This is a genomic window from Flavobacterium sp. HJ-32-4, from assembly GCF_022532105.1.
GTDB lineage: Bacteria > Bacteroidota > Bacteroidia > Flavobacteriales > Flavobacteriaceae > Flavobacterium.
In genome coordinates this window covers 1,088,727-1,107,968 of sequence record NZ_CP092832.1, presented here as the reverse complement: position 1 = coordinate 1,107,968, position 19,242 = coordinate 1,088,727, and the positions used below count along the sequence as shown (strand labels likewise).

The following is a 19,242-nucleotide window of genomic DNA, read 5'->3' as shown; positions in this document are numbered from 1 at the left end:
ATCCCTACTTTTGACGTTACTAAAAGAATCGAACATGATCACGCGCCACGACTGGACGAAAGAGGAAATCATCGCATTGTACAACCGTCCGCTGATGGACCTGCTTTACGAAGCCGCCACCGTACACCGTGAATACCACGACCCGAACGTGGTGCAGGTTTCTACACTATTGTCGATTAAAACCGGCGGTTGCCCGGAAGACTGCGGCTACTGCCCCCAGGCCGCCCGCTACCATACCCACATCGAAGGAAACGACCTGATGACCGTGAGCCACGTGAAAGCACAGGCATTGCGCGCAAAAGCAGCCGGTTCCTCACGCGTATGTATGGGTGCGGCATGGCGCAACGTAAAAGACGGACCTGAGTTCGACCAGGTGCTCGAAATGGTACGTACCATCAACAAACTCGACATGGAAGTGTGCTGCACCCTTGGCATGTTGACCGAAAACCAGGCGGCGCGACTGGCAGAAGCCGGCCTCTATGCCTACAACCACAACCTTGATACCTCAGAAGAATACTATAAAGAAATCATTTCAACGCGGGGGTACGAAGACCGTCTCCGCACCATCGACAACGTCCGTAAAACCAACGTTACGGTCTGTAGCGGCGGCATCATCGGAATGGGCGAAAGCGTAGAAGACCGTGCGGGGATGCTCGTGGCGCTTGCCTCTTTGTCTCCGCAGCCGGAATCAGTGCCCATCAACGCACTGGTCGCCGTGGAAGGAACGCCGATGGAAGATGAAAAACCCGTTGAAATCTGGGATATGATCCGGATGGTCGCAACCACACGGATTGTCATGCCACTTACCCAGGTTCGCCTATCAGCCGGACGCACGAACATGAGCCGTGAAGGCCAGGCGATGTGCTTCTTTGCCGGCGCGAATTCGATTTTTGCAGGTGACAAACTGCTCACCACGCCGAATCCGGATGTGAATGAAGATATGAAGATGTTTGAAATGCTCGGACTCAAACCACAGCGTCCGTTCGCCAAGATGGCACAGCCGCAAACCGTGGAAGCCGAAGACTCGCAATTCACGGCCTTAGGCGAAAAACCACGCTGGTCACGGCCCGGACACACGATCGAACGCAACCTCGAAGCCTCTAAAAAAGCCAAGACGCCAACGGAATAACGGTTTGTTAAAGTGTTTCCGTTACGTTAATCGTTTCTTAACTTTGCCCCTGTCCTACAGGGGCATTTTTGTGCTTTAAAAAACCGACTATGGCGTTGAACCTCACCGAGATTGAAAGGGTGAAGACCCTTTCGCGGAAGGACTTTCTTGACCGCTACGTGAAACCGCAGAAACCGGTCGTCATTGAACAGTTGACCGCTGACTGGCCCGCTTACACAAAATGGCATTTAGAGTATATCCGCGACATTGCGGGTGATCGTACCGTGCCGTTATACGACGATCGTCCGGTCTCCTACAAAGAAGGATTCAACGAAGCACACGCCACGATGAAAATGTCGGAATACATCGACCTGTTGCAGTCGAAGCCGACGAATTACCGCATTTTTCTGTACAACCTGATGAAAGAAGTGCCGATGTTGAAAGACGACTTCCGTTGGCCCAATATCGGGCTACGGTTGGTAAAACAGTTACCGATGCTTTTTTTCGGTGGGGAAAACTCGCGGGTATTCATGCATTTCGACATCGATTATTCCAACATCCTCCACTTCCACTTCCATGGCAAAAAGCGATGTGTGTTGTTCGCTCCTGACCAGACGAAATACCTCTACAAGGTTCCTCATGCCCTTATTTCGCGCGAAGACATCGACTTCGATAATCCAGACTTCAACAAATGGCCGGCGTTAGCCAAAGCACAAGGTTACGTATGTGAACTCAAACACGGTGAAATGCTTTATATGCCCGAAGGATACTGGCACTACATGAAATACCTGACGCCGGGCTTTTCGATGAGTTTACGCGCCTTCCCCCGACACATCGGCAACCTGTCGAAAGCACTGTACAATGTGACCATTATGCGCTATTTCGACAACCTGATGCGGCGCTGGAAGGGCCAAGCCTGGATCGACTACAAAAACGAAGAGGCCGTGCGCCGAACCAATGCCGTAGCGTAGCCTCTTCCTATTTCTTTTGTACTGCCTTCGGTTGGCAGTTTCCCTACAACTCAAACCATCACCCGTCACTACGACAGTTCATGTCAGGTTAGTGGGGCGCGATGACGAGTTTCTTCTTAACTATCGTGCCATCCGCACAAACCACCGTCACGACCAACGCCTGCTCCGAAGCCCAAATCAATTTTGACTGGAAACGGGTAGCATTAACGGCGGTCGAATCCAGAATAACCCGGCCAAGCAAATCAATTACTTTCACGGAATTGATGGAAACCCCGGGGCTATCAACGACGATGGTCTTTTTATCCGAATAAATCGATACGGTAGGCGCATCCGTTACAGGCACTTCCAGACTTGCATCGGTATACCGGATACGGAAGCGATCGTGGAACGTGCCCGCATCGGTCGTAAAGGTATACGGCGCTGCTTTAAGGTCGTGGATAAGGTGTAACTGCAAATCTTCCAGGTAAATGCCCTGGTCGCCAGCCAAAACCCCCTGTGCCTCATCGATAGCAATCTGGTAACTTCCGTCCATGGTAATACGAATGCCAAGCGGTACGATGTCCGACGTTTCAAAAGGAAGTCCGCGTCCCTGGATAACGAGCTTCTTATCGTCAAGCAAGGAATAGATGTCGATCACATTATCGGTGAAGCTGCTGCCATCGAACTTGGTTTCATATCCATTCGTAGCTTCGTTCACATAACCGACCAGCGTCTGGCGGAACGCACCCCCCTGATTGGTGAGGTTTAGCCACAAACGACCCTCCGCAACATCTGATCCGGTGCGGAAGAACTGGCCGTTATCGGTCGTGGTGCGAAGGCGCATACTGTTGTTGAACGTAACACCCATATCCGATTTGAGAAGGGCGAAGAACCCCTGTCCCGCTCCGATATTGCCGCTAGGCCGGAGGTCATTAGTGCCGGATGTATCCGTTGTAGCCACACCTCCGGTGCCGTTCCAACTGGCATAATCGGAAGTCGAATACGCGCCATCCACCATTGGCGTTATGGCAGTCCAGAAATAAAGCGTCCCTTCAAGACTTGAACTGTTTTGGCTGACCAATTGGGCCGCACTAATGGCGCAGGGATACGGGTTGCCAAGTAATACTGTGTTACCCGTAGCCTCGGGCGTCGCTCCATCGTCATAACTGTCGGCCGCAACCGTGATAACACCATTGTTCGGCACGCCGGTAAAGTCGAAATTCACCACTCCCGCACCCGCTTCAGATAGCCGGGTAATGAATCCCCTGCCAGGGACTGTTGACAAGATCTGGCTCCACGAGCCGTCGAAGGAACCATCAAGATCCCACATATAGGCCGCATCGAATTGTCCCGGGAACATCGTCAGCATGTTCCCCTGCACCGGTTGGCCCCAATAGATGTAGTCATCGTGATCCATGCTGCGGGATATCCGGGTCGCTACGATATCACCGGTATTCGAAATACCATCGGTAATCTGTACCAGGTTACCTTTGTCTTTTACCCAGATCGTACCACCGGTATTCGTGATGGCGTTCGTTACGGTTAGCAACTTTTCCGAGGGCACTTCCAATGTAGAAGCCGACACGGTCAGGTTGTTGCCCACCAAAATCTCGGAAGATGACGTTATGGATTTCGTGCCCGTTCCCGAAATGGCAAGGTCCTGGTATTTCGGAGTGAAGGGCGTCAATGTTTGGTTGGCCCCCGCATACTCAATCTTGGATCCGGCTTCAAGCGTAACCGTAGGATTGTTCGTGTTATTGATCGCGGTCGTAGTGCCTCCTGTAAAGCCCGCCGTATTGGCCAGCTTGAACGTACCGCCGTTTTTCACGGTAAAGGTGCCTCCCGCCTGGAAGCGAATGCCCGTCACCGTGGCTGGATTCGACACATTCGTACCACTGATTTCAACGTTAGCGTAATTGATAGTAGGAGACGATACCCGAATATTGGTAGCAGATGTTCCGGTGAACTCGATTGTCGTACCCGACCCTAACGAATACGTCCCACCCGATTCCGGTTTTGACGCCGTAGTACCTCCAAGTTTGTAACGGGAAGTGCCCGTCATAGTGAGATTGGAGGTCGTAGAGCCAAATGCATTGTTACCCGCATCAAAAACAACGCTGTCAGAAATCGTAATCGTACCTACAACGGCATTGGTACTGGCCAATGTCTTGGTACCGCCACCGGAGAATGTGATGTTTTGGTAGGTCGGTGCGGTCGTGCCCTGCACGGCCTGATTCCCGGTAAGAGCATACTCAACTGTACTTCCGGTATTCAAAACAGGCGTAATACTCGGAATGGCGGCTCCGGTTCCTACAAAACCGTCAGGATCGCGCGTGATAAACGTCCCGGATATCTGGACCGCCGGTGTGCCTCCGCCCGACTGCACCTGATTGGTGCCATTGTTGTCGAAAATACCACCTGAATTTACCACCAGGTTGGTGCCGTTCAGACTCAGATGGTTCCCGGTCGCAGAATTCAACTTAAAGGTACCACCGGTATTCACGGTAAACGGACCTGTTACGGTTAGCGCTGCTGTAAGGTTAGAAGTCACCGCCGAGTTGATGGTCACATCTGCAGGGTTACCAAAGGCCGTCGTTGGGAAGGGGGTGGTCGTCGTTCCGTTAAATACATATTTTACACCCGCAGGCAACGCAACCCGACCGCCGGCCGCTGCGGTGCCCGTACCGGAAAAGCTGCGGAATGAACCAGACGCGGTCGATCCGCCGATACCCGCCGTATTGGCGGTGATAAGTGTCGCTCCGCTGGTGAATACCACTTGCGGATTGGTGGTGCCGGCTGCAATGATACTGTTGGTCTGCATGTTCAACGTAGCGCCCGACGCAATAGAAAAAATCGACGAGGGGCTCGCGTTGGCGCCCAATGTAAGGTTACTGTTCATTTGAACGGTCGCGCCCGACAATATACGGTAAGGCGTGTATTCCGAATTAGCCCCCGTGTAGGAAAACGTCTGGGTGCCCGTTCCGGCAAATGTAAAACCAGCGGGTGCCGTCGTAACAGATGTAGTATAGAAAGTACCCGTAGAACTATTTGTGAAATTGCCTCTGATGGCAATCGTATTATTTGTTACCGTTCCATCCCCGAAATCGACCACCGAGGCGGCAGATGAGGCGGCTGAAAAATTCCCTGTGACGTTTACCGTCGCCACGCCCGTGCTCGAACCGATGGCTTCGAGGTTCATGGATCCGCTGCCGGTAATCGATAAATTACGATTGATCGTAAGCGTTGTGGAAGGACTTGCTGAATTATTGATCAAAACCACCGATCCGGATGAGATACCCAAATCCCGAACTGATAACGCTCCGGTTCCAGAACTGTTCGACAATACGCACGTACCGCCTGAAACGGTCATGTCGCTGGTAGCCGAACCGGTAAGCGAACCTGTGCCGGTTCCCTGGCTGATATTCAGTGTACCGCCAGATACGGTGATATTGCCGGTCACAGACAGGGTAGACGTGGCCGTCGCACCCACGACATTGAAAACACCGCCACTCACCACGAGGCTACCCACCGAATTGGTATAGGTTCCCGCGCTATTGGCGAGCGAAAGCCGGGTGTTGGCCGAAGGCCCGATGGTTAATGTTCCCGACACCGAAAACAAATTACTCTCCACATTTACATAGTTGTTCTGGTTCGCATTGTTCCAGGTAAAATTCCCGAATGACTGGGCCAGCGCAGATGGAGAAGAGATAATGGCGTTTGATGTCAATCCCGTGATGCTACAGGTGGAAGTCGAACTCCACGTAGCCGTTGGAATGAAAATCGTAGAACTGCTTGCAGAGTTGGAGAAGGTGCCCGTTCCCGCAAAACTGATAATGGACGAGCCTTGCGTGAATGTACCACCACTGTAATTCAAACCGCCGTTTACGGTCAAATCGGTCGAAAACGATCCGTCTTCCAGCACGAACGTGCCGCCACTGATATTCAGGTTCGCTCCGGGATCAATCCACACATTGACAGCGTTGACCGTACCCGACGACACCGTTATGTCAAACGTATTACGAATCGTCACAGCCGACGCGACCCGGCCCGGCGGATAAAAGGCAGTCGTCCAACCCGTGAGGTTATTGGCCGAGACCTGCCAGTTTGAGGCCGTGCTCCACGCTCCGGCAGCCGCGCTGCGGTAAAAATAGGTGGCCGTAGCGAGTCGGTCGCCCGCAGCGAACTCGTTGACACTGTCAAAGGTAGTGAGGCCTGAGAGGCTCAGCGTGTTGGCACTGACCGTGGTAGCGCTGATATCCGTAAACGTACTTCCGTTATAACGGCCGGGTTTACAATTGGTAGTCGCATTGATAATATCGGCGTTCAGGTACGTACCCGAAAACGAATAGCTGCCAGGCGTCACACCTGAAGCCGTCACCGCCCAATAGCGATTGATGTAATTGGTAGAGCCGGTCAGTCCCGGATGAAGGGTGTTCCGCACCGAAACCCCTATATAGCCCGAATAGCTTCCACCCGAACAGGTAACGGTCGCGGGTGAGTATTCGGTCGTGCCTACGTTATCACCAACCGGGAAGGTATAGCTACCTGCGGCGGTAAAGAGTTTGCGCAATTCACTTCCGGCGGTGCTCGCTATGACAAAACTGGATGAACTGCCGAAACTACCCATCGAAGCGGGAAGCGTCATCGTAAATCCATTCAGGTCAAGATGGCCTGCCGTAAAGGTCATCGTATTCGCTATCGTCAGGTTACTGCCCAGCGATGCGGCAGTGCTGCCCGACGTACGATTAATCGAGAGGCTCCGAAGATTCTGGAAGCCAGTGTCGAACGTCAGCGTTCCGATACTGCCCGTACCCAAAAGTGTAAGATTGGTCGAAGCGGCATATCCCCTTAACTTTCCACTCCCCGCGATTGTATTGGCAACGCCTGACGTACCGATACTCGGTTGGGCACTTCCGAAATCAAGTATGTCATTGGCGCTGTTGAACGAAATGGCCGCACCACCCGCCGGCGCGGTTATATAAAGAAACACAGGACTGACGCATTCGAAACGGACACTCCCCGAGGTAGGTTGGAAATAGAGATACGACAGCATCACGTCATTATCCGCCGTCAGTGTCTGCACACTCGTGCCGGTAAGGTAAAGCCGTTTTCCGTTTGTGCTAAATCCAAACGTGGTAAGCGAGAGGTTACCATTCAAGTACAAATCGCCCCCGGCATTGAAATTGAGCGTGCCGTTATTGATGGTCAGGCTACCCGATAATCCCCTGTCGCCGGCAGGCAGATTCACAACGGCAGCATTCTGTATCCTGACATCGAACGGTATACCTAGTCCTGGCGTGGCAGCATTGCCCGTCCACTCATTAGATACATTGTAGTTACCGTTATAAATCAACGTAGCGTTTGTTGCGTAAATCGGAGATGTGTCAGCAAAACCACCACCATTCAGTTGGAGCCTCCCGTTGAAGGTCGTTTTTGACACACCGAAGTTAATCCCGGCACTGAGTTGCATGGTCACGTTCGTTGCAATGGTAAGCGTGCCGGTACCTGTAACCGATTTATATCCGTTGATGACAACCAATCCGTTGGCTGCCGTCGAGGTAATCGTCCGAACACCTCCCGTACAAAGAATGTTCCCACCCGCATTGTTAAGCGTCAGCGTTCGTCCATTAACATCAAGAGTTCCCGCATTCACTAGTTGTAATACATCGCCCGCGGTCGAGTTAATGACCACGTCCGTGGCAGGTGATGCCGAAAACTGCACTGTCCCCGCAGACTTATTCAAAACCAAATAGTCGAAGAAAACCGTACCACCACCGGTTTTTGAGACGACCTGCGTGCCCGTTCCGTTGAAGAACACAGCCTTGCCGTTATTACTTTGTACGCCAAACGCGCCCACCGTCCAGTTGCCGGCGACATATATGTCTCCCAGCATGTTGAGCGTTCCGAAATTCAGCGCATCCGTGCTATTGATCGAGAGATTTCCACCGATTGTAAGACTGGTTGCGGCGGTATTAAGCGTAGATCCTGCACTTATCGTCACAGATCCGGTGCAGAAGGCCGACCCGAGATTCATATTGAAGGACGACGAGGAAAGGGTTACGTTGGCAGGACATCCTGCGCCGGAAGAAGCACCCGTCCATTCGTTGCCCCGATTGTATCCTGAGACACCTGAGTATACCAAAGTGGAAGAGGATCCATAAATAGGAGCCGATCCCGCATCTACGAAGCCACTTGGGAGAATCGTCAATAAATTCGTTATCGTAGTACTGCTGCTGAGCGCCAGGCCCGCCGTAGAAATCGTCATGTTGTAAAAACTGAGGGTGCCGGAAAGCGACCCCCCTACAAACTCAACCGTACCCGTTCCGGCCGTGAAAGTGCCGGTATTGGTAAAGGTAACGCTTTGGAAAAACTTCAATCCTCCCGAAGTGAAAGTCGTTGTTCCCGCATTGTTAAAGGTGATGCCCCCCGTTCGGCTCACATTTAGCAACCCACCACTGTCAAGGGTTAGCGTGCCACCCGAATTCACCCTGACACCGGCCACTTGTGATGTACTGGTATTGACGGTAACATTGTGGCCTGATTCAATCGAGATAGTAACGCCCGACGGGCTTCCTGTGCCCAGTTTCCAGGTGGTGCCGGTTGTGAAGTTCCCGGTTTGCTTTGAAGAATACGTTACAGTTACAGGATCCGGGGCGGCCGATCCAAACGTCACCGCGCCATTTCCGTAACTCCCATCCGTGCTGCCCGCTTTGGTCAGGAATTGGTTGGAAAGAAATCCGGCATCGGACGTGTAGGCTGCGAAAAGCTGGAGTTCCTGGTTAGCGGTGTAGCCCAACGACGTTTTCGGGATGCGGAATTCAAATCCTTTTGTTTGGTCGGTATTACTGACGTTGATGCCAAACTCCGTCCCCGCGGAACCGATAAAGGTATTCGAGCCACTGGCCGCCAATGTAAACAGGTCAAGAAAATACGTGCCACTGCCATTGGTGCCGATCACGGCGCAGTAATCCGCATTGAAACCCGAATCGAAGGTAGTCGACGAGTTGAAATCGTCGATACCTTGCGGTGCGTTCGTACGGTTGAAGCTGCCATTGTTGTAGCCACCGCTTTTAGAGTCGATGAATAGCATGATACGGTTGCCCGATTGCACGTTCCCCGCAATCGCGAAGTAGAGGTAGGTGGCGTCACCGTAGCAATACAGCGCGTTGATCGCATGAGAAGCACCAAAACTGGGTGTCGGTCCACCGGTAGAAGTAGCGAGGGCAGTACCCCAGTCGCTTTCCACTATATTGCCGTCAAGCGCACCCACCGTCGACACCGTTCCGTTGAAGGTAAAATCATTAATACTAAACGTACCGCCTGCGGCCGAGGCGCCCCAACCGTACAACCTGAAGGTAATAGCCGATGTAAGGTTCTGGTAAGAAGCCCCGGATAACGATATAGTAGCACCCGTAGCGGTCGGAGTTCCGATATTGCTGGCGTAGCTATCCACACTGCTGCGTAGGGCGAAGTTGGTAGGACCGGTCCCGGATGTCTGACCCGTATAGACCAAACTCACCAAACTAATTTGATATCCGGATGCCGGTGTCATCGTAAATTCGAAATAATCATTGGTGTCGAGTGACCCCGAGTTCCAACCCGTGGCGTTGTAGCGATCGTTCGCGTTGCTACCCGTGACCCCCGTACCACGACCGATTCCTGACACGGTCATATTCGATGCAACCGTCTGACCCGTTGTATACGGATTGGCTGTGTTCGGATTGGTGCCCGTAATGGGGTTGGTGAAGATACTTTGGGCCTGAGATGAGAAGACGCAACCCAGGAGGATTGTAAGAAATGTAATGTTGAATTTCATCGGACTTGGGGTTAAGAAACTCTTAAAAATGGCTTTAAAAATAAGGGCTTTTGTGAGCATCCCGGATACGGTTTTGCCGTAATTTTCAGACAATTAGATGAAGTGTTCGTTTTTATCGCTGAATGAGCAAATTCGTACAAACGCCATGTGGGTACCAACCCGATTTTCGTGCCGTTTTCGTTACTTTCGCAGCATGGAGGAAAAAGACATCCTGCGGCGCGCTACTTCCTATTGCGCCTATCAGGAACGCAGCCATTCGGAGGTGCGCCAAAAACTGCGCTCAATGGGTGCCACCGGCGCGATGACCGAACGTATCATCACCCAACTCATCACCGATGATTTCCTCAATGAAGAGCGTTTCGCCCGTTCCTTCGCCCGCGGCAAAAACGGGATGAAAAAATGGGGCCGGATCCGAATTCGGGAAGAACTGCGCCAACATGGGGTTTCCGAGCCAAACATCCGCCTTGGATTGTCGGAAATCGAGGAGAGTGTATACCTATCGCAATTCGCGAAATTGTGCGAAACCAAATGGGAGAGCCTGAACGGACTCGAAAACAGGCTCCGCCAGAAAAAATGCGCTGACTTCCTTATTTACAAGGGCTACGAATCCGATTTGGTCTTTTCGGAAGTGAAACGGATTGCCCGCCTCTCCTAGCAATCGCAGTCAGAAAAACCTTCGGCTTTTGTTAAAATTCACGAAATCGATTTCGCCATCTATGTAGTTCGTCGTTTAATTTTGCGCCTCGTCGAAAACCTTGCAAAACAAGGTGTTAATAAAAAACCATCGACGAAATGCGCACGTACATTTGTGGGGCCCTAATAAAAGTCATCCTTTTTTTCCTACAAATGAGAAAGTTATACTCCACGCTGTTCCTTTTCATCGTCTCGTTTTCGTTCGCACAGTTGAACGGAACGTATGTCATCGGTACCGGACAAACCTATACCACGCTTTCCGCTGCAATCGCCGCCGTTAACGCTAATGGTCTTTCGGGCAATGTGACCCTTTTGTTGGATCAAAACCAAAGCTACACCGGAAGCCTCACGATCAACCGGAATGACCTCTCCTCCACCAAAACCCTGACCATCAAACCCAATACAGGCAAAACCATCACCGTAACGGCCAGCAGCGCCAACAATTTTACGGGTGTAGGCGGCGCACTCATCATTTCTGGTTCTGACTATGTGACCATAGATGGCAGTAACACCACAAATGGCACAACCAAAGACCTGACGTGGGTGAACAACTACACGCCCGATTACACCGACGAAGCCGTCATCGCAATTTGCAACAACGGCAGCAATGGTGCCACCAATATTACTGTCAAAAACACGATTTTGAAGTTCAACGCCAAGAACCAGGAAGGCGAGTTACTGGCCGGTATCTTCTGCGGGGGGTCAGGCATTTCCGATTCCAGTACAGCCGGCGCTGTCAACTCCAATCTGACCTTTTCTAACAATGACTTTCAGATGGTACGCCAGGGTGTGATGGTCTTGGGTAGTTCATCGAACAAAACCAGCACGGTCAGCATCACCAATTCGACTTTCGGTAGCTCGACCAACGCAAACGCCCCTTCACGGGTTATCTACGCGTCACACACCAACTCGCTCACAGTGTCCGGCAATACCATTAACGGTGTCTACAATGGCAGCACCGTCACCTCGCACCTGTCTGGGATTGAATTGTCGAATGTCGCTACCTTTACAGTATCCGGAAACACAATACGTAACCTGGCCATCACGCACAGCGGGAATTCGGTCAATGCGGCGATCAGCGTATCCAACACCTCCACCTCCGGAACGATATCAGGGAATACCATTACCGCCGTTTCAAGGTCATCAGGCGGCACGATTAACGGCATATTGCTGGCAAGTTCCAGTTCATCGGCCAGTATACAATGCGTCAATAATATGGTGAGCGATGTGTATACACAAGGCAACAACAGCGACACCAGTGGCGCAGCCTGTGTTCGTATTACGTCAGGTGCCGGATACTCGTTATACTTTAACTCGCTCCTTCAAAACGCATCCGATTCTGGAAACGGAAGTCAGTTGGTGACGGCCGCGCTCCATATCGCGATCAGCACATCCAATGCGCTGAACATACAAAACAACATCCTTGGCATTACAGGGTCAAACGGCAAACGCTACGCCATTTACGTGACCGGCGGATCCGGAATTTTCACCAATATCAACTACAACAACTACACCGTCGTTTCAGGGAGCGGACTGATCGGTTACCTGAGCAGCGACCGGTCAAGCCTGGCTGCCTGGAAGACCGCGACAGGAAAAGATGCGAATTCCATCAACGCCTCCGTATCGTTTACTTCCTCTTCCGACCTTCACCTTACGGCAGGCGGATCGGTGGAAGGTGCCGGTATCGCCATCTCGGGCATCACCACCGACATCGACGGAGATAGTCGTGCGTCTAGTCCGACCATAGGGGCCGATGAACGCAAATGTTCAGGCGGTACTACCACCTGGAGCGGCACAGCCTGGAGCAACGGCGCACCCACCGGTTCTGACGCTACGCCGTCAACAGTAAAAGCGGTTATCAACGGCAATTACGCCGGTAACAGCTTCCGTGCCTGCGAATTGACGGTCAACAGTGGCAAGACCCTCACCATCAATACAGGAAAAAATATCGTGGTCGAATACAACATTGCCATTAACGGAAGCCTTGTCATCGAAAGCGGGGGCAGCCTAACCCAAGTGAACGACGCTTCCTCGGCCCTGGGCACAGTGACAACGAAACGGACGACGACCGCGCTCAAACAATATGACTTTACCTATTGGTCTTCGCCGATTACATCCGCAACATTAGCCAATACGGTCAACAACGGTGATGCCGACTTCTACCGTTTCGATGGCGCAACCTACAGCTGGGTGGGCGTAACGGCCAACACCACGATGACCCCTGGTACGGGTTACATCTCACGTGCACCTTCCAACCTCACCTATCCTTTGGCAGGGGGGTATACCGCGTCGTTCACGGGTACACCCAATAACGGAACCGTTTCGGTATCGGCTACGAAAACCGCGTCTGGGCCTGAAAACCTGGTCGGCAACCCGTATCCTTCTGCCCTCGATGCAGACGCCTTCATCAAAGCGAACATTTACAACCCGAATGCGTGGGGATTCACCGGAACCATCAACCAGTCAATTGACGGTAACCTGTATTTCTGGACACACAACACTGCCATCAGCGCCACGACACCGGGCAGTTTTGTCTATAACTATACGACCGACGACTACGCGACCTATAACCTTTCCGGCGGAACATCGGCCGGAACGGGTGGAACGGCGCCAACCCGATATATCGCATCCGGACAAGGCTTCTTCGTTGGACTTGCCGGTACCAACGGAGCCAAGACCGTGACGTTCAACAACAGCATGCGCCAACGCACCGAATCGAACAACGGGCAGTTTTTCCGCACGCAAGGCACTGCAACCACAAGCACCCCTTCATCAGACGAGCCTGAAAAACACCGCATCTGGCTGAACCTTACCAATAGCGAAGGCGCCTTCAAACAAATGCTGCTCGCGTACGTAGACGGTGCTACGGATAACTATGATTACGGTTTCGACGGCGCTCCACTTGACGGCGGAAACTATGTGTCGCTTTACTCGATACTCGACAGCCAGAAACTCGTCATCCAGGGACGTGACGTGAATATTGACGAATCAGAAGTGATCCCGCTTGGATACAGTTCGACCATCGAAGGGGAATTCCAGATTGCGATCGACCATGTAGACGGACTCTTCGCAGGTGACCAGCATGTCTACCTCGTCGACAAAGCACAAAACAATCTGTACGTCGACCTGAAAGCAGGGCCGTATACCTTCACGACCAACATCGGCACCTTCGATGACCGGTTTGAAATCCGTTACGCGAACCCGAACCTGGGTATCGACGAGCCACAGACTGCAAGCCTTTACGCACAGGGCATCACCGGTGGTTTTGAGATAGCAACGCCGAACGGGGCGATTGCTTCCGTCGTGTTGTATGATACACTCGGCCGCGAGGTGTTCAGCGCCGGAAACATCAGCGCGAACCGATTCCGCACCGAAAGCCTGAACTTCCACGCACAAATCGGCATCCTGAAAATAAAAATGGAAGACGGAACGGAAACGACACGAAAACTGATTATCCGTTAATAAAAAAGAAGAATGAAAGAGGGTCCGGCAAGGGCCCTTTTTATTCGACGCGGTCCACCACCAAACTCACCGCATTTCCGCCAAAGCCGACGGCATTTACCAGCACCCGACGGATGTCTCGATCCGACGATGGGGTCAGGAACGGAACCGAAAAGAAGGTATTCGACCGCACCATCATCACCGCCATCTCAAGGCTCAGCAATCCAGAGGCGCCGAACGTATGCCCGACCATCCATTTGTTGCCGGTCAATAAAGGGACCTGTGCGCCAAATACGTGATCGATGGCCGCTTTTTCCGCACGGTCACCCCGTTTAGTTCCCGGCGCATGCATCACAATCGCATCCACAGAAGCGGGATCCATCCCTTCCAATGCCATCCGCATCGACCGCTGGAAGCAGGTGGCTTCCGCCGAAAGCGAGGCATTGTGCTCCAAAAGTTCGGTAGCGTACCCATAACCGGTGATATACGCCAACGCGTTCGGTTGCACCCCGCGTTCCAGGCAGCATACCGCCGCCCCTTCCCCCAATACCATGCTATTAGCCGTCTTGGTAAAATCGAGGGCACGACAGGGATACAAGCCTTCCTCCTTCGAATAAATCTTCATCGCTTTCATCTGTGCCAGCGTGAACGGCGTGAGCGGCGCTTCACTTCCTCCGGCCAAAAAACGATCGGCCATCCCACCCCTGATCCAGGCAATGCCATTCAATACGGCATGCAGGGCCGTCGAGCAGGTAATGGAATGCGAAATGTCCGGACCCGAACTACCCAAATCGTGCGACACCCATGACGCGATATTGCCAAGGGTGGTCACCGGCGATGCCAAAGGCGACGTCTTACCGGTGGTAAGGAATTCTTTATGATGCGTTTCGAATACACCCGTAGCCCCGCGCGATGATCCGATGTTGATGCCGAAGCGTCCATCTGTCCAACCGGCAGAAGCAGCCGCTTTCCGTGCCACCAACAGGGCAAATAAGACCGAGTCATCCAGACTTTTGTATTTCGGGTCCGACAAACGAATGCGTTCCACCGCGTCGCGTCCTTCAACGGTCAACGGGGCCACATACGCTGCCTCAGGACCGTAAAGTGAAAAACGGGGACGTCCTTCGCGATACGCCGTCATGACCTCGTCATACGCGGTGCCGAGGGCAGAAACAGAGGCAATCGCCGTTAGGGAAACAGGTGTGGTCACGGGGGAGGGTTCAGGCCGCAAAATTACACGATTTCGAGGGCTCTGCTGACGGTGTCGTATACTTTTTCCAATTGGGCATCCGTGATGATATAGGGCGGCAGGATGTAAACAATGTGCCCCACGGGCCGGAGGATGACGCCTTCCGATATAAAAAAGTCATACAGTTTGTTTCGGATACTGCCATAATAACTTCCATCACCATCCGACACGACTTCCAGCGCCATGATCACGCCCAGTGACCGCGCGGTCCGTACTTTCGGATGGTCGGCCATTCGCTCGGCAAAGGCGGCCTGTTTCTGACTGACCCGTCGGATGTGGGCCTGCATCCCGGGCGTTTCCAGCAAGTCCATACTCGCCAAAGCCGCCGCGCATCCTGTTGGGTTGGCCGTAAACGTATGCCCGTGGAACAGCGCCTTGTTGATATCGTCGTTGTAAAACGCGTCGTAAATATCCTGTGTGAAGGTGGTGAGCGCCATCGGAATGGTGCCGCCTGTCAACGCCTTCGACAGGCAGAACATATCGGGCTGCTGCGACAGGTAATCACAGGCAAAGGTCTTGCCGGTCTTGCCGAAACCGGTCATCACCTCGTCGGCAATGGTCAGCACCCCTTCCTTCCGACACAGGTTGAGGAGCGCATCGAGTGCCGCCGGTGCGTGCATGACCATTCCGGCCGCACCCTGCACCAGGGGTTCGAAGATAAAGGCAGCGGGGCGCTTGTCGCGGATGGCATTCCGAAGGGCGTCCAAACTTTCCAGTTCACGGCCGTCGACCGGAGCCGGAATGCGGATAACCTCGAGGAACATCTCCTGGAAGGCGGTCGTATAAAACGAAATACCGCTGGCCGCCATGGCCGCAAACGTATCGCCATGGAAGGCGTCTTCGAACGCGACGATGGTCGTACGACGGTCTCCTTTATTATAAAAGTATTGTAAGGAGGCCTTGATGGCGACTTCCACGGCGGTCGAGCCGTTGTCAGAGAAAAAGACCTTTTGTTGGTTAGACGGTAACAGCGACAACACTTTCTCAGCCACCCGCACGGCCGGCTCGTGTGTGAAACCACCGAACAACACGTGCTCCAGCGTAGTAAGCTGTTTGTATAGTGCGTCTGCGATTACACGGTTCGAATGCCCGAACGGGTTCACCCACCACGAGGCGATGGCATCGATATATTCTTTGCCGTCGGCGTCCCACAACAACGCGCCTTCCCCTTTCACGATGGGCACGGGAGGTGACGCCGTTTTGTGTTGGGTATACGGATGCCAGATCGAACGCTGGTCTCTTTCACTCAGGTTCATGACACCCATTCTAAAAGGGAAGGACGAAATTGCTCAGCATAGTCGGCGATGACGTTCGCGTCGAGATACGGTTCGTTTTCGATGCGCCCCAGGAACGGAAGTCCGGTGCGCTCAAGAATAATATCTTCCGTCGGACGGTGCTCGTCTCCGTTGAACAGCAAGCCGGCAATCGAAAGACCCCGGGCCTGCAGGGCTTCAACAGTCAGCAACGTATGGTTGATGCTTCCCAGATAATGACGACTGACGACCACCACCTTATACTCCGGGCGGATCAGGTCGATAACAGAATCGGTACGGTTCAACGGCACCCATACCCCACCGGCGCCTTCAATGACCAGATGGTTGTCGGTAGCCGGAGGTACGATATGATCGAGTGTGATTTCGATACCGTCGAGGGCCGCCGACAGATGCGGACTGGCCGGTGTTTGCAAGGCATAGGCCGACGGATGGAAAACCGTCGACGGGTGTGTCACCCATTTCTGCACTTTCATGGTATCGGTGTTGTCAAGGTCGCCCGACTGTATGGGTTTCCAATAGTCGGCGCCGAGCGCTTGTGTGAGGATGGCCGACGCTACGGTCTTGCCCACGTCGGTGCCGATTCCGGTGATAAAAAACGTCATGCTTTGAATTTTTTTCCGCATTTCGAACATTCGTAACGGGTAGTGGATGAAAAGAGGCGACGCAGTATGCCGGTCGGCGTTTCATCCTGGATGGGATACCGGTCGCCGCATTGCGGACAAAACGGAGCGGCCGTATCTTCAACAGGAAACAGATGCACCTCCGCCAGAATGGCCAGGGCACGCGGAACATCATCCGTTCGCACGAACAATTTTACGCCTCCGATGGCATGGCTCAGCAAGGGATCCGAATCGATGGTAACGGCATCGCGAAGGAAGGTTTCGATACCCGCCGACTCGAGTTTGCCCTTTACGATCTGGGCCTCTGCCGAGTAGGGAAATTCCGCTATCCTGGTGAAAGTTGTATCTCCTGTCACAACGTAAAAGTACGCAATAATCGCAGGATTTCCTGTATTTCCGCCTCCGAATTGAAGCTGTGCAGGCAAAACCGCAACCGCTCCTGTCCGGCAGGTACCGTCGGCGAGAGTATGGGTTTCACGTCAAACCCGGCGGCCTGCAATCCCGCGGCAGCGTTTTTGACATTTTCGTTGCCCGGAAGGATGGCGCACTGTATGGCCGACATACTCCGAATAAATAACGGTTTCAACGACTGCAGGTTTTTTTCGCGGTTGAAGGCGGCGATCAGGTGACGAAGTGCCGTTCGCTCAGGCGCGGCTTCCAGTGCGGCATAGGCACTTTGGATGGTGGCGAGTGAATGCGGCGGCAATCCGGTAGTGTAGATGAAACTCCGTGCATAATTCACCAGATACGACCGCAACGCTACCTCGCCCAATATAGCCGCTCCGTGGCAGCCCATTGCCTTCCCGAAGGTCACCAGGCGGGCAAATACCGATGTGTGAAGTCCGAGTTGCTGGGCAAGCCCCTCTCCTTTATCACCTACCACACCCACGGCATGGGCTTCATCCAGCACCAGTAACGCGCCGAACTCCTCACACAATCGGACGAACGACTCCAACATGGGCGAATCGCCATCCATCGAAAAGACGGTTTCGGTCACCACATATACTTCGTTTGCCGTATGGCGCTTCAGCAGGGCTTCCAAATCTTCGGTATCATTGTGCCGGAATTTATACGATTTGGCCGGCGACAGTCGCAAGCCATCGCGGATGGACGCGTGACACAATTCGTCGTATAGGATGATATCGTCTTTCTGCGGCACGCAACTGAAAAAACCGACGTTGGCATCGTAGCCCGAATTGAAGATCAGGGCGGATGGCGCATCGTGGTAGGCGGCGATTACCGCTTCAGTGCTTTCATACAGCGAATGGTTCCCCGTGATGAGGCGTGACCCGGTGGCACCGTTCGCCGTTACGCCTAACTGTTCGAGCCGCTGCTGCGCCTCCTGATACAAATTAGTCGAGCGCGCGAACCCCAGATAATCGTTCGAAGAAAAGTCAACGAGCGACGACGGTCCCCGCAATTCGCGGAGCGCATGATCGCGTTGGCGTGCTTCCAGTTTCTCAGATAAGCGGCGGGGAAAGTGCATGCCCAAAGGTACGAAAAGGGGGCGTACGGAAGTGTTGCATCGATGCCATTACCATGGGTGAAAAAAGGAAACCTACTTGGTCTGGAAGACCTTGCAGGTTTATGATATCCGCAAAGCAAGAGTGCCTTTTAAAGCTCTGAAGATTGGCGGTGATTTAATAGCTGAGGTAGAAGTGAAAACCTACAAGGTCTTGAAGACCTTGCAGGTTTAAAGCACCATTTTGAAAGGGTGCCGCGTGACCTAATCCAAAAAAAAACGCTCCGTAAACGGAGCGTGAAATGGCGGGCTATACTATTTTGTATTAGCTGTCGAGCAACACAACCTGTGACGCTACTTTCCCTTTTCTTCCTTCTTCTTCCTCGTAGCTTACGCGATCACCTTCTTTAAGGCCTTCTACGCGGATACCGGTGGCATGCACGAAGATGTCGTTGCCTGTCTCCTCGTCGGTGATGAAGCCGTATCCTTTAGACTCGATGAAGAATTTAACTTTCCCTGTACGCATTTGTTTTTGGTGTAATAAGATTTTAAACAGGTAACAAATGTAACTTTAAAAATGATACGCGCAAGAGGCCTTGTTAAAAAAATGAAAAAAATAGTGATTGGGT

General features: G+C 52.8%; 11 protein-coding genes. 4 read left to right on the top strand and 7 right to left on the bottom strand.

The window, feature by feature from the left end; all coding sequences use genetic code 11:
* Positions 1–34: 34 nt before the first annotated feature.
* Both bioB and MKO97_RS04410 read left to right on the top strand, forming a co-directional pair.
* Positions 35–1,129, top strand: coding sequence for a biotin synthase BioB (bioB, locus tag MKO97_RS04415; protein ID WP_241105501.1), 1,095 nt, complete (start codon positions 35–37; stop codon positions 1,127–1,129).
* An 89-nt stretch (positions 1,130–1,218) separates the two neighbouring features.
* On the top strand, positions 1,219–2,079 hold the full coding sequence (locus MKO97_RS04410; RefSeq protein ID WP_241104859.1) for a cupin-like domain-containing protein: 861 nt from the start codon (positions 1,219–1,221) through the stop codon (positions 2,077–2,079).
* A gap of 88 nt (positions 2,080–2,167) precedes the next feature.
* Here MKO97_RS04410 and MKO97_RS04405 read toward each other — a convergent pair whose 3' ends face one another.
* Positions 2,168–9,874 carry a hypothetical protein gene (locus MKO97_RS04405; RefSeq protein WP_241104858.1) on the bottom strand — a complete coding sequence of 2,569 codons (7,707 nt, stop codon included), beginning with the start codon at positions 9,872–9,874 and terminating at the stop codon, positions 2,168–2,170.
* Between the two features lie 193 nt (positions 9,875–10,067).
* Here MKO97_RS04405 and MKO97_RS04400 point away from each other — a divergent pair, with 193 nt between their 5' ends.
* Together MKO97_RS04400 and MKO97_RS04395 are read left to right on the top strand one after the other, a co-directional pair.
* Positions 10,068–10,529 (top strand): regulatory protein RecX, encoded by a 462-nt coding sequence (locus MKO97_RS04400; RefSeq protein WP_241104857.1) that lies wholly within the window; start codon positions 10,068–10,070, stop codon positions 10,527–10,529.
* Between the two features lie 191 nt (positions 10,530–10,720).
* Positions 10,721–14,029 carry a hypothetical protein gene (locus MKO97_RS04395; RefSeq protein WP_241104856.1) on the top strand — a complete coding sequence of 1,103 codons (3,309 nt, stop codon included), beginning with the start codon at positions 10,721–10,723 and terminating at the stop codon, positions 14,027–14,029.
* Positions 14,030–14,069: 40 nt separating this feature from the next.
* Here the strand turns inward: MKO97_RS04395 and MKO97_RS04390 are convergent, their stop codons facing one another.
* The 6 genes from MKO97_RS04390 to MKO97_RS04365 all read right to left on the bottom strand — a co-directional run bounded on the left by MKO97_RS04390 (position 14,070) and on the right by MKO97_RS04365 (position 19,139).
* Positions 14,070–15,218: a beta-ketoacyl synthase N-terminal-like domain-containing protein gene (locus tag MKO97_RS04390; RefSeq protein ID WP_241104855.1), complete on the bottom strand. Its 1,149-nt coding sequence runs from the start codon at positions 15,216–15,218 to the stop codon at positions 14,070–14,072.
* 23 nt (positions 15,219–15,241) lie between these two features.
* Positions 15,242–16,513, bottom strand: coding sequence for an adenosylmethionine--8-amino-7-oxononanoate transaminase (bioA, locus tag MKO97_RS04385; RefSeq protein ID WP_241105500.1), 1,272 nt, complete (start codon positions 16,511–16,513; stop codon positions 15,242–15,244).
* Positions 16,510–17,133 carry a dethiobiotin synthase gene (gene bioD, locus MKO97_RS04380; protein ID WP_241104854.1) on the bottom strand — a complete coding sequence of 208 codons (624 nt, stop codon included), beginning with the start codon at positions 17,131–17,133 and terminating at the stop codon, positions 16,510–16,512. The genes bioA and bioD overlap by 4 nt, the downstream gene beginning before the upstream one ends.
* Positions 17,130–17,507, bottom strand: coding sequence for a DUF2007 domain-containing protein (locus MKO97_RS04375; RefSeq protein ID WP_241104853.1), 378 nt, complete (start codon positions 17,505–17,507; stop codon positions 17,130–17,132). The genes bioD and MKO97_RS04375 overlap by 4 nt, the downstream gene beginning before the upstream one ends.
* The gene (locus tag MKO97_RS04370) at positions 17,504–18,637 is read right to left on the bottom strand and encodes an 8-amino-7-oxononanoate synthase (protein WP_241104852.1); all 1,134 of its coding nucleotides are present in this window, start codon (positions 18,635–18,637) and stop codon (positions 17,504–17,506) included. The genes MKO97_RS04375 and MKO97_RS04370 overlap by 4 nt, the downstream gene beginning before the upstream one ends.
* 301 nt (positions 18,638–18,938) lie before the next feature.
* A complete protein-coding gene (locus tag MKO97_RS04365) occupies positions 18,939–19,139 on the bottom strand; it encodes a cold-shock protein (RefSeq protein WP_241104851.1) in 201 nt (66 codons plus the stop codon).
* Positions 19,140–19,242 lie beyond the last annotated feature (103 nt).

Excerpts from the sequence above, each read along its gene's own strand:
- MKO97_RS04370 (WP_241104852.1), bottom strand. The coding sequence starts at position 18,637 with ATGCACTTTCCCCGCCGCTTATCTGAGAAACTGGAAGCACGCCAACGC.
- bioB (WP_241105501.1), top strand. The coding sequence starts at position 35 with ATGATCACGCGCCACGACTGGACGAAAGAGGAAATCATCGCATTGTAC.
- MKO97_RS04395 (WP_241104856.1), top strand. The coding sequence starts at position 10,721 with ATGAGAAAGTTATACTCCACGCTGTTCCTTTTCATCGTCTCGTTTTCG.
- bioA (WP_241105500.1), bottom strand. The coding sequence starts at position 16,513 with ATGAACCTGAGTGAAAGAGACCAGCGTTCGATCTGGCATCCGTATACC.
- MKO97_RS04365 (WP_241104851.1), bottom strand. The coding sequence starts at position 19,139 with ATGCGTACAGGGAAAGTTAAATTCTTCATCGAGTCTAAAGGATACGGC.
- MKO97_RS04400 (WP_241104857.1), top strand. The coding sequence starts at position 10,068 with ATGGAGGAAAAAGACATCCTGCGGCGCGCTACTTCCTATTGCGCCTAT.
- MKO97_RS04405 (WP_241104858.1), bottom strand. The coding sequence starts at position 9,874 with ATGAAATTCAACATTACATTTCTTACAATCCTCCTGGGTTGCGTCTTC.
- bioD (WP_241104854.1), bottom strand. The coding sequence starts at position 17,133 with ATGACGTTTTTTATCACCGGAATCGGCACCGACGTGGGCAAGACCGTA.
- MKO97_RS04410 (WP_241104859.1), top strand. The coding sequence starts at position 1,219 with ATGGCGTTGAACCTCACCGAGATTGAAAGGGTGAAGACCCTTTCGCGG.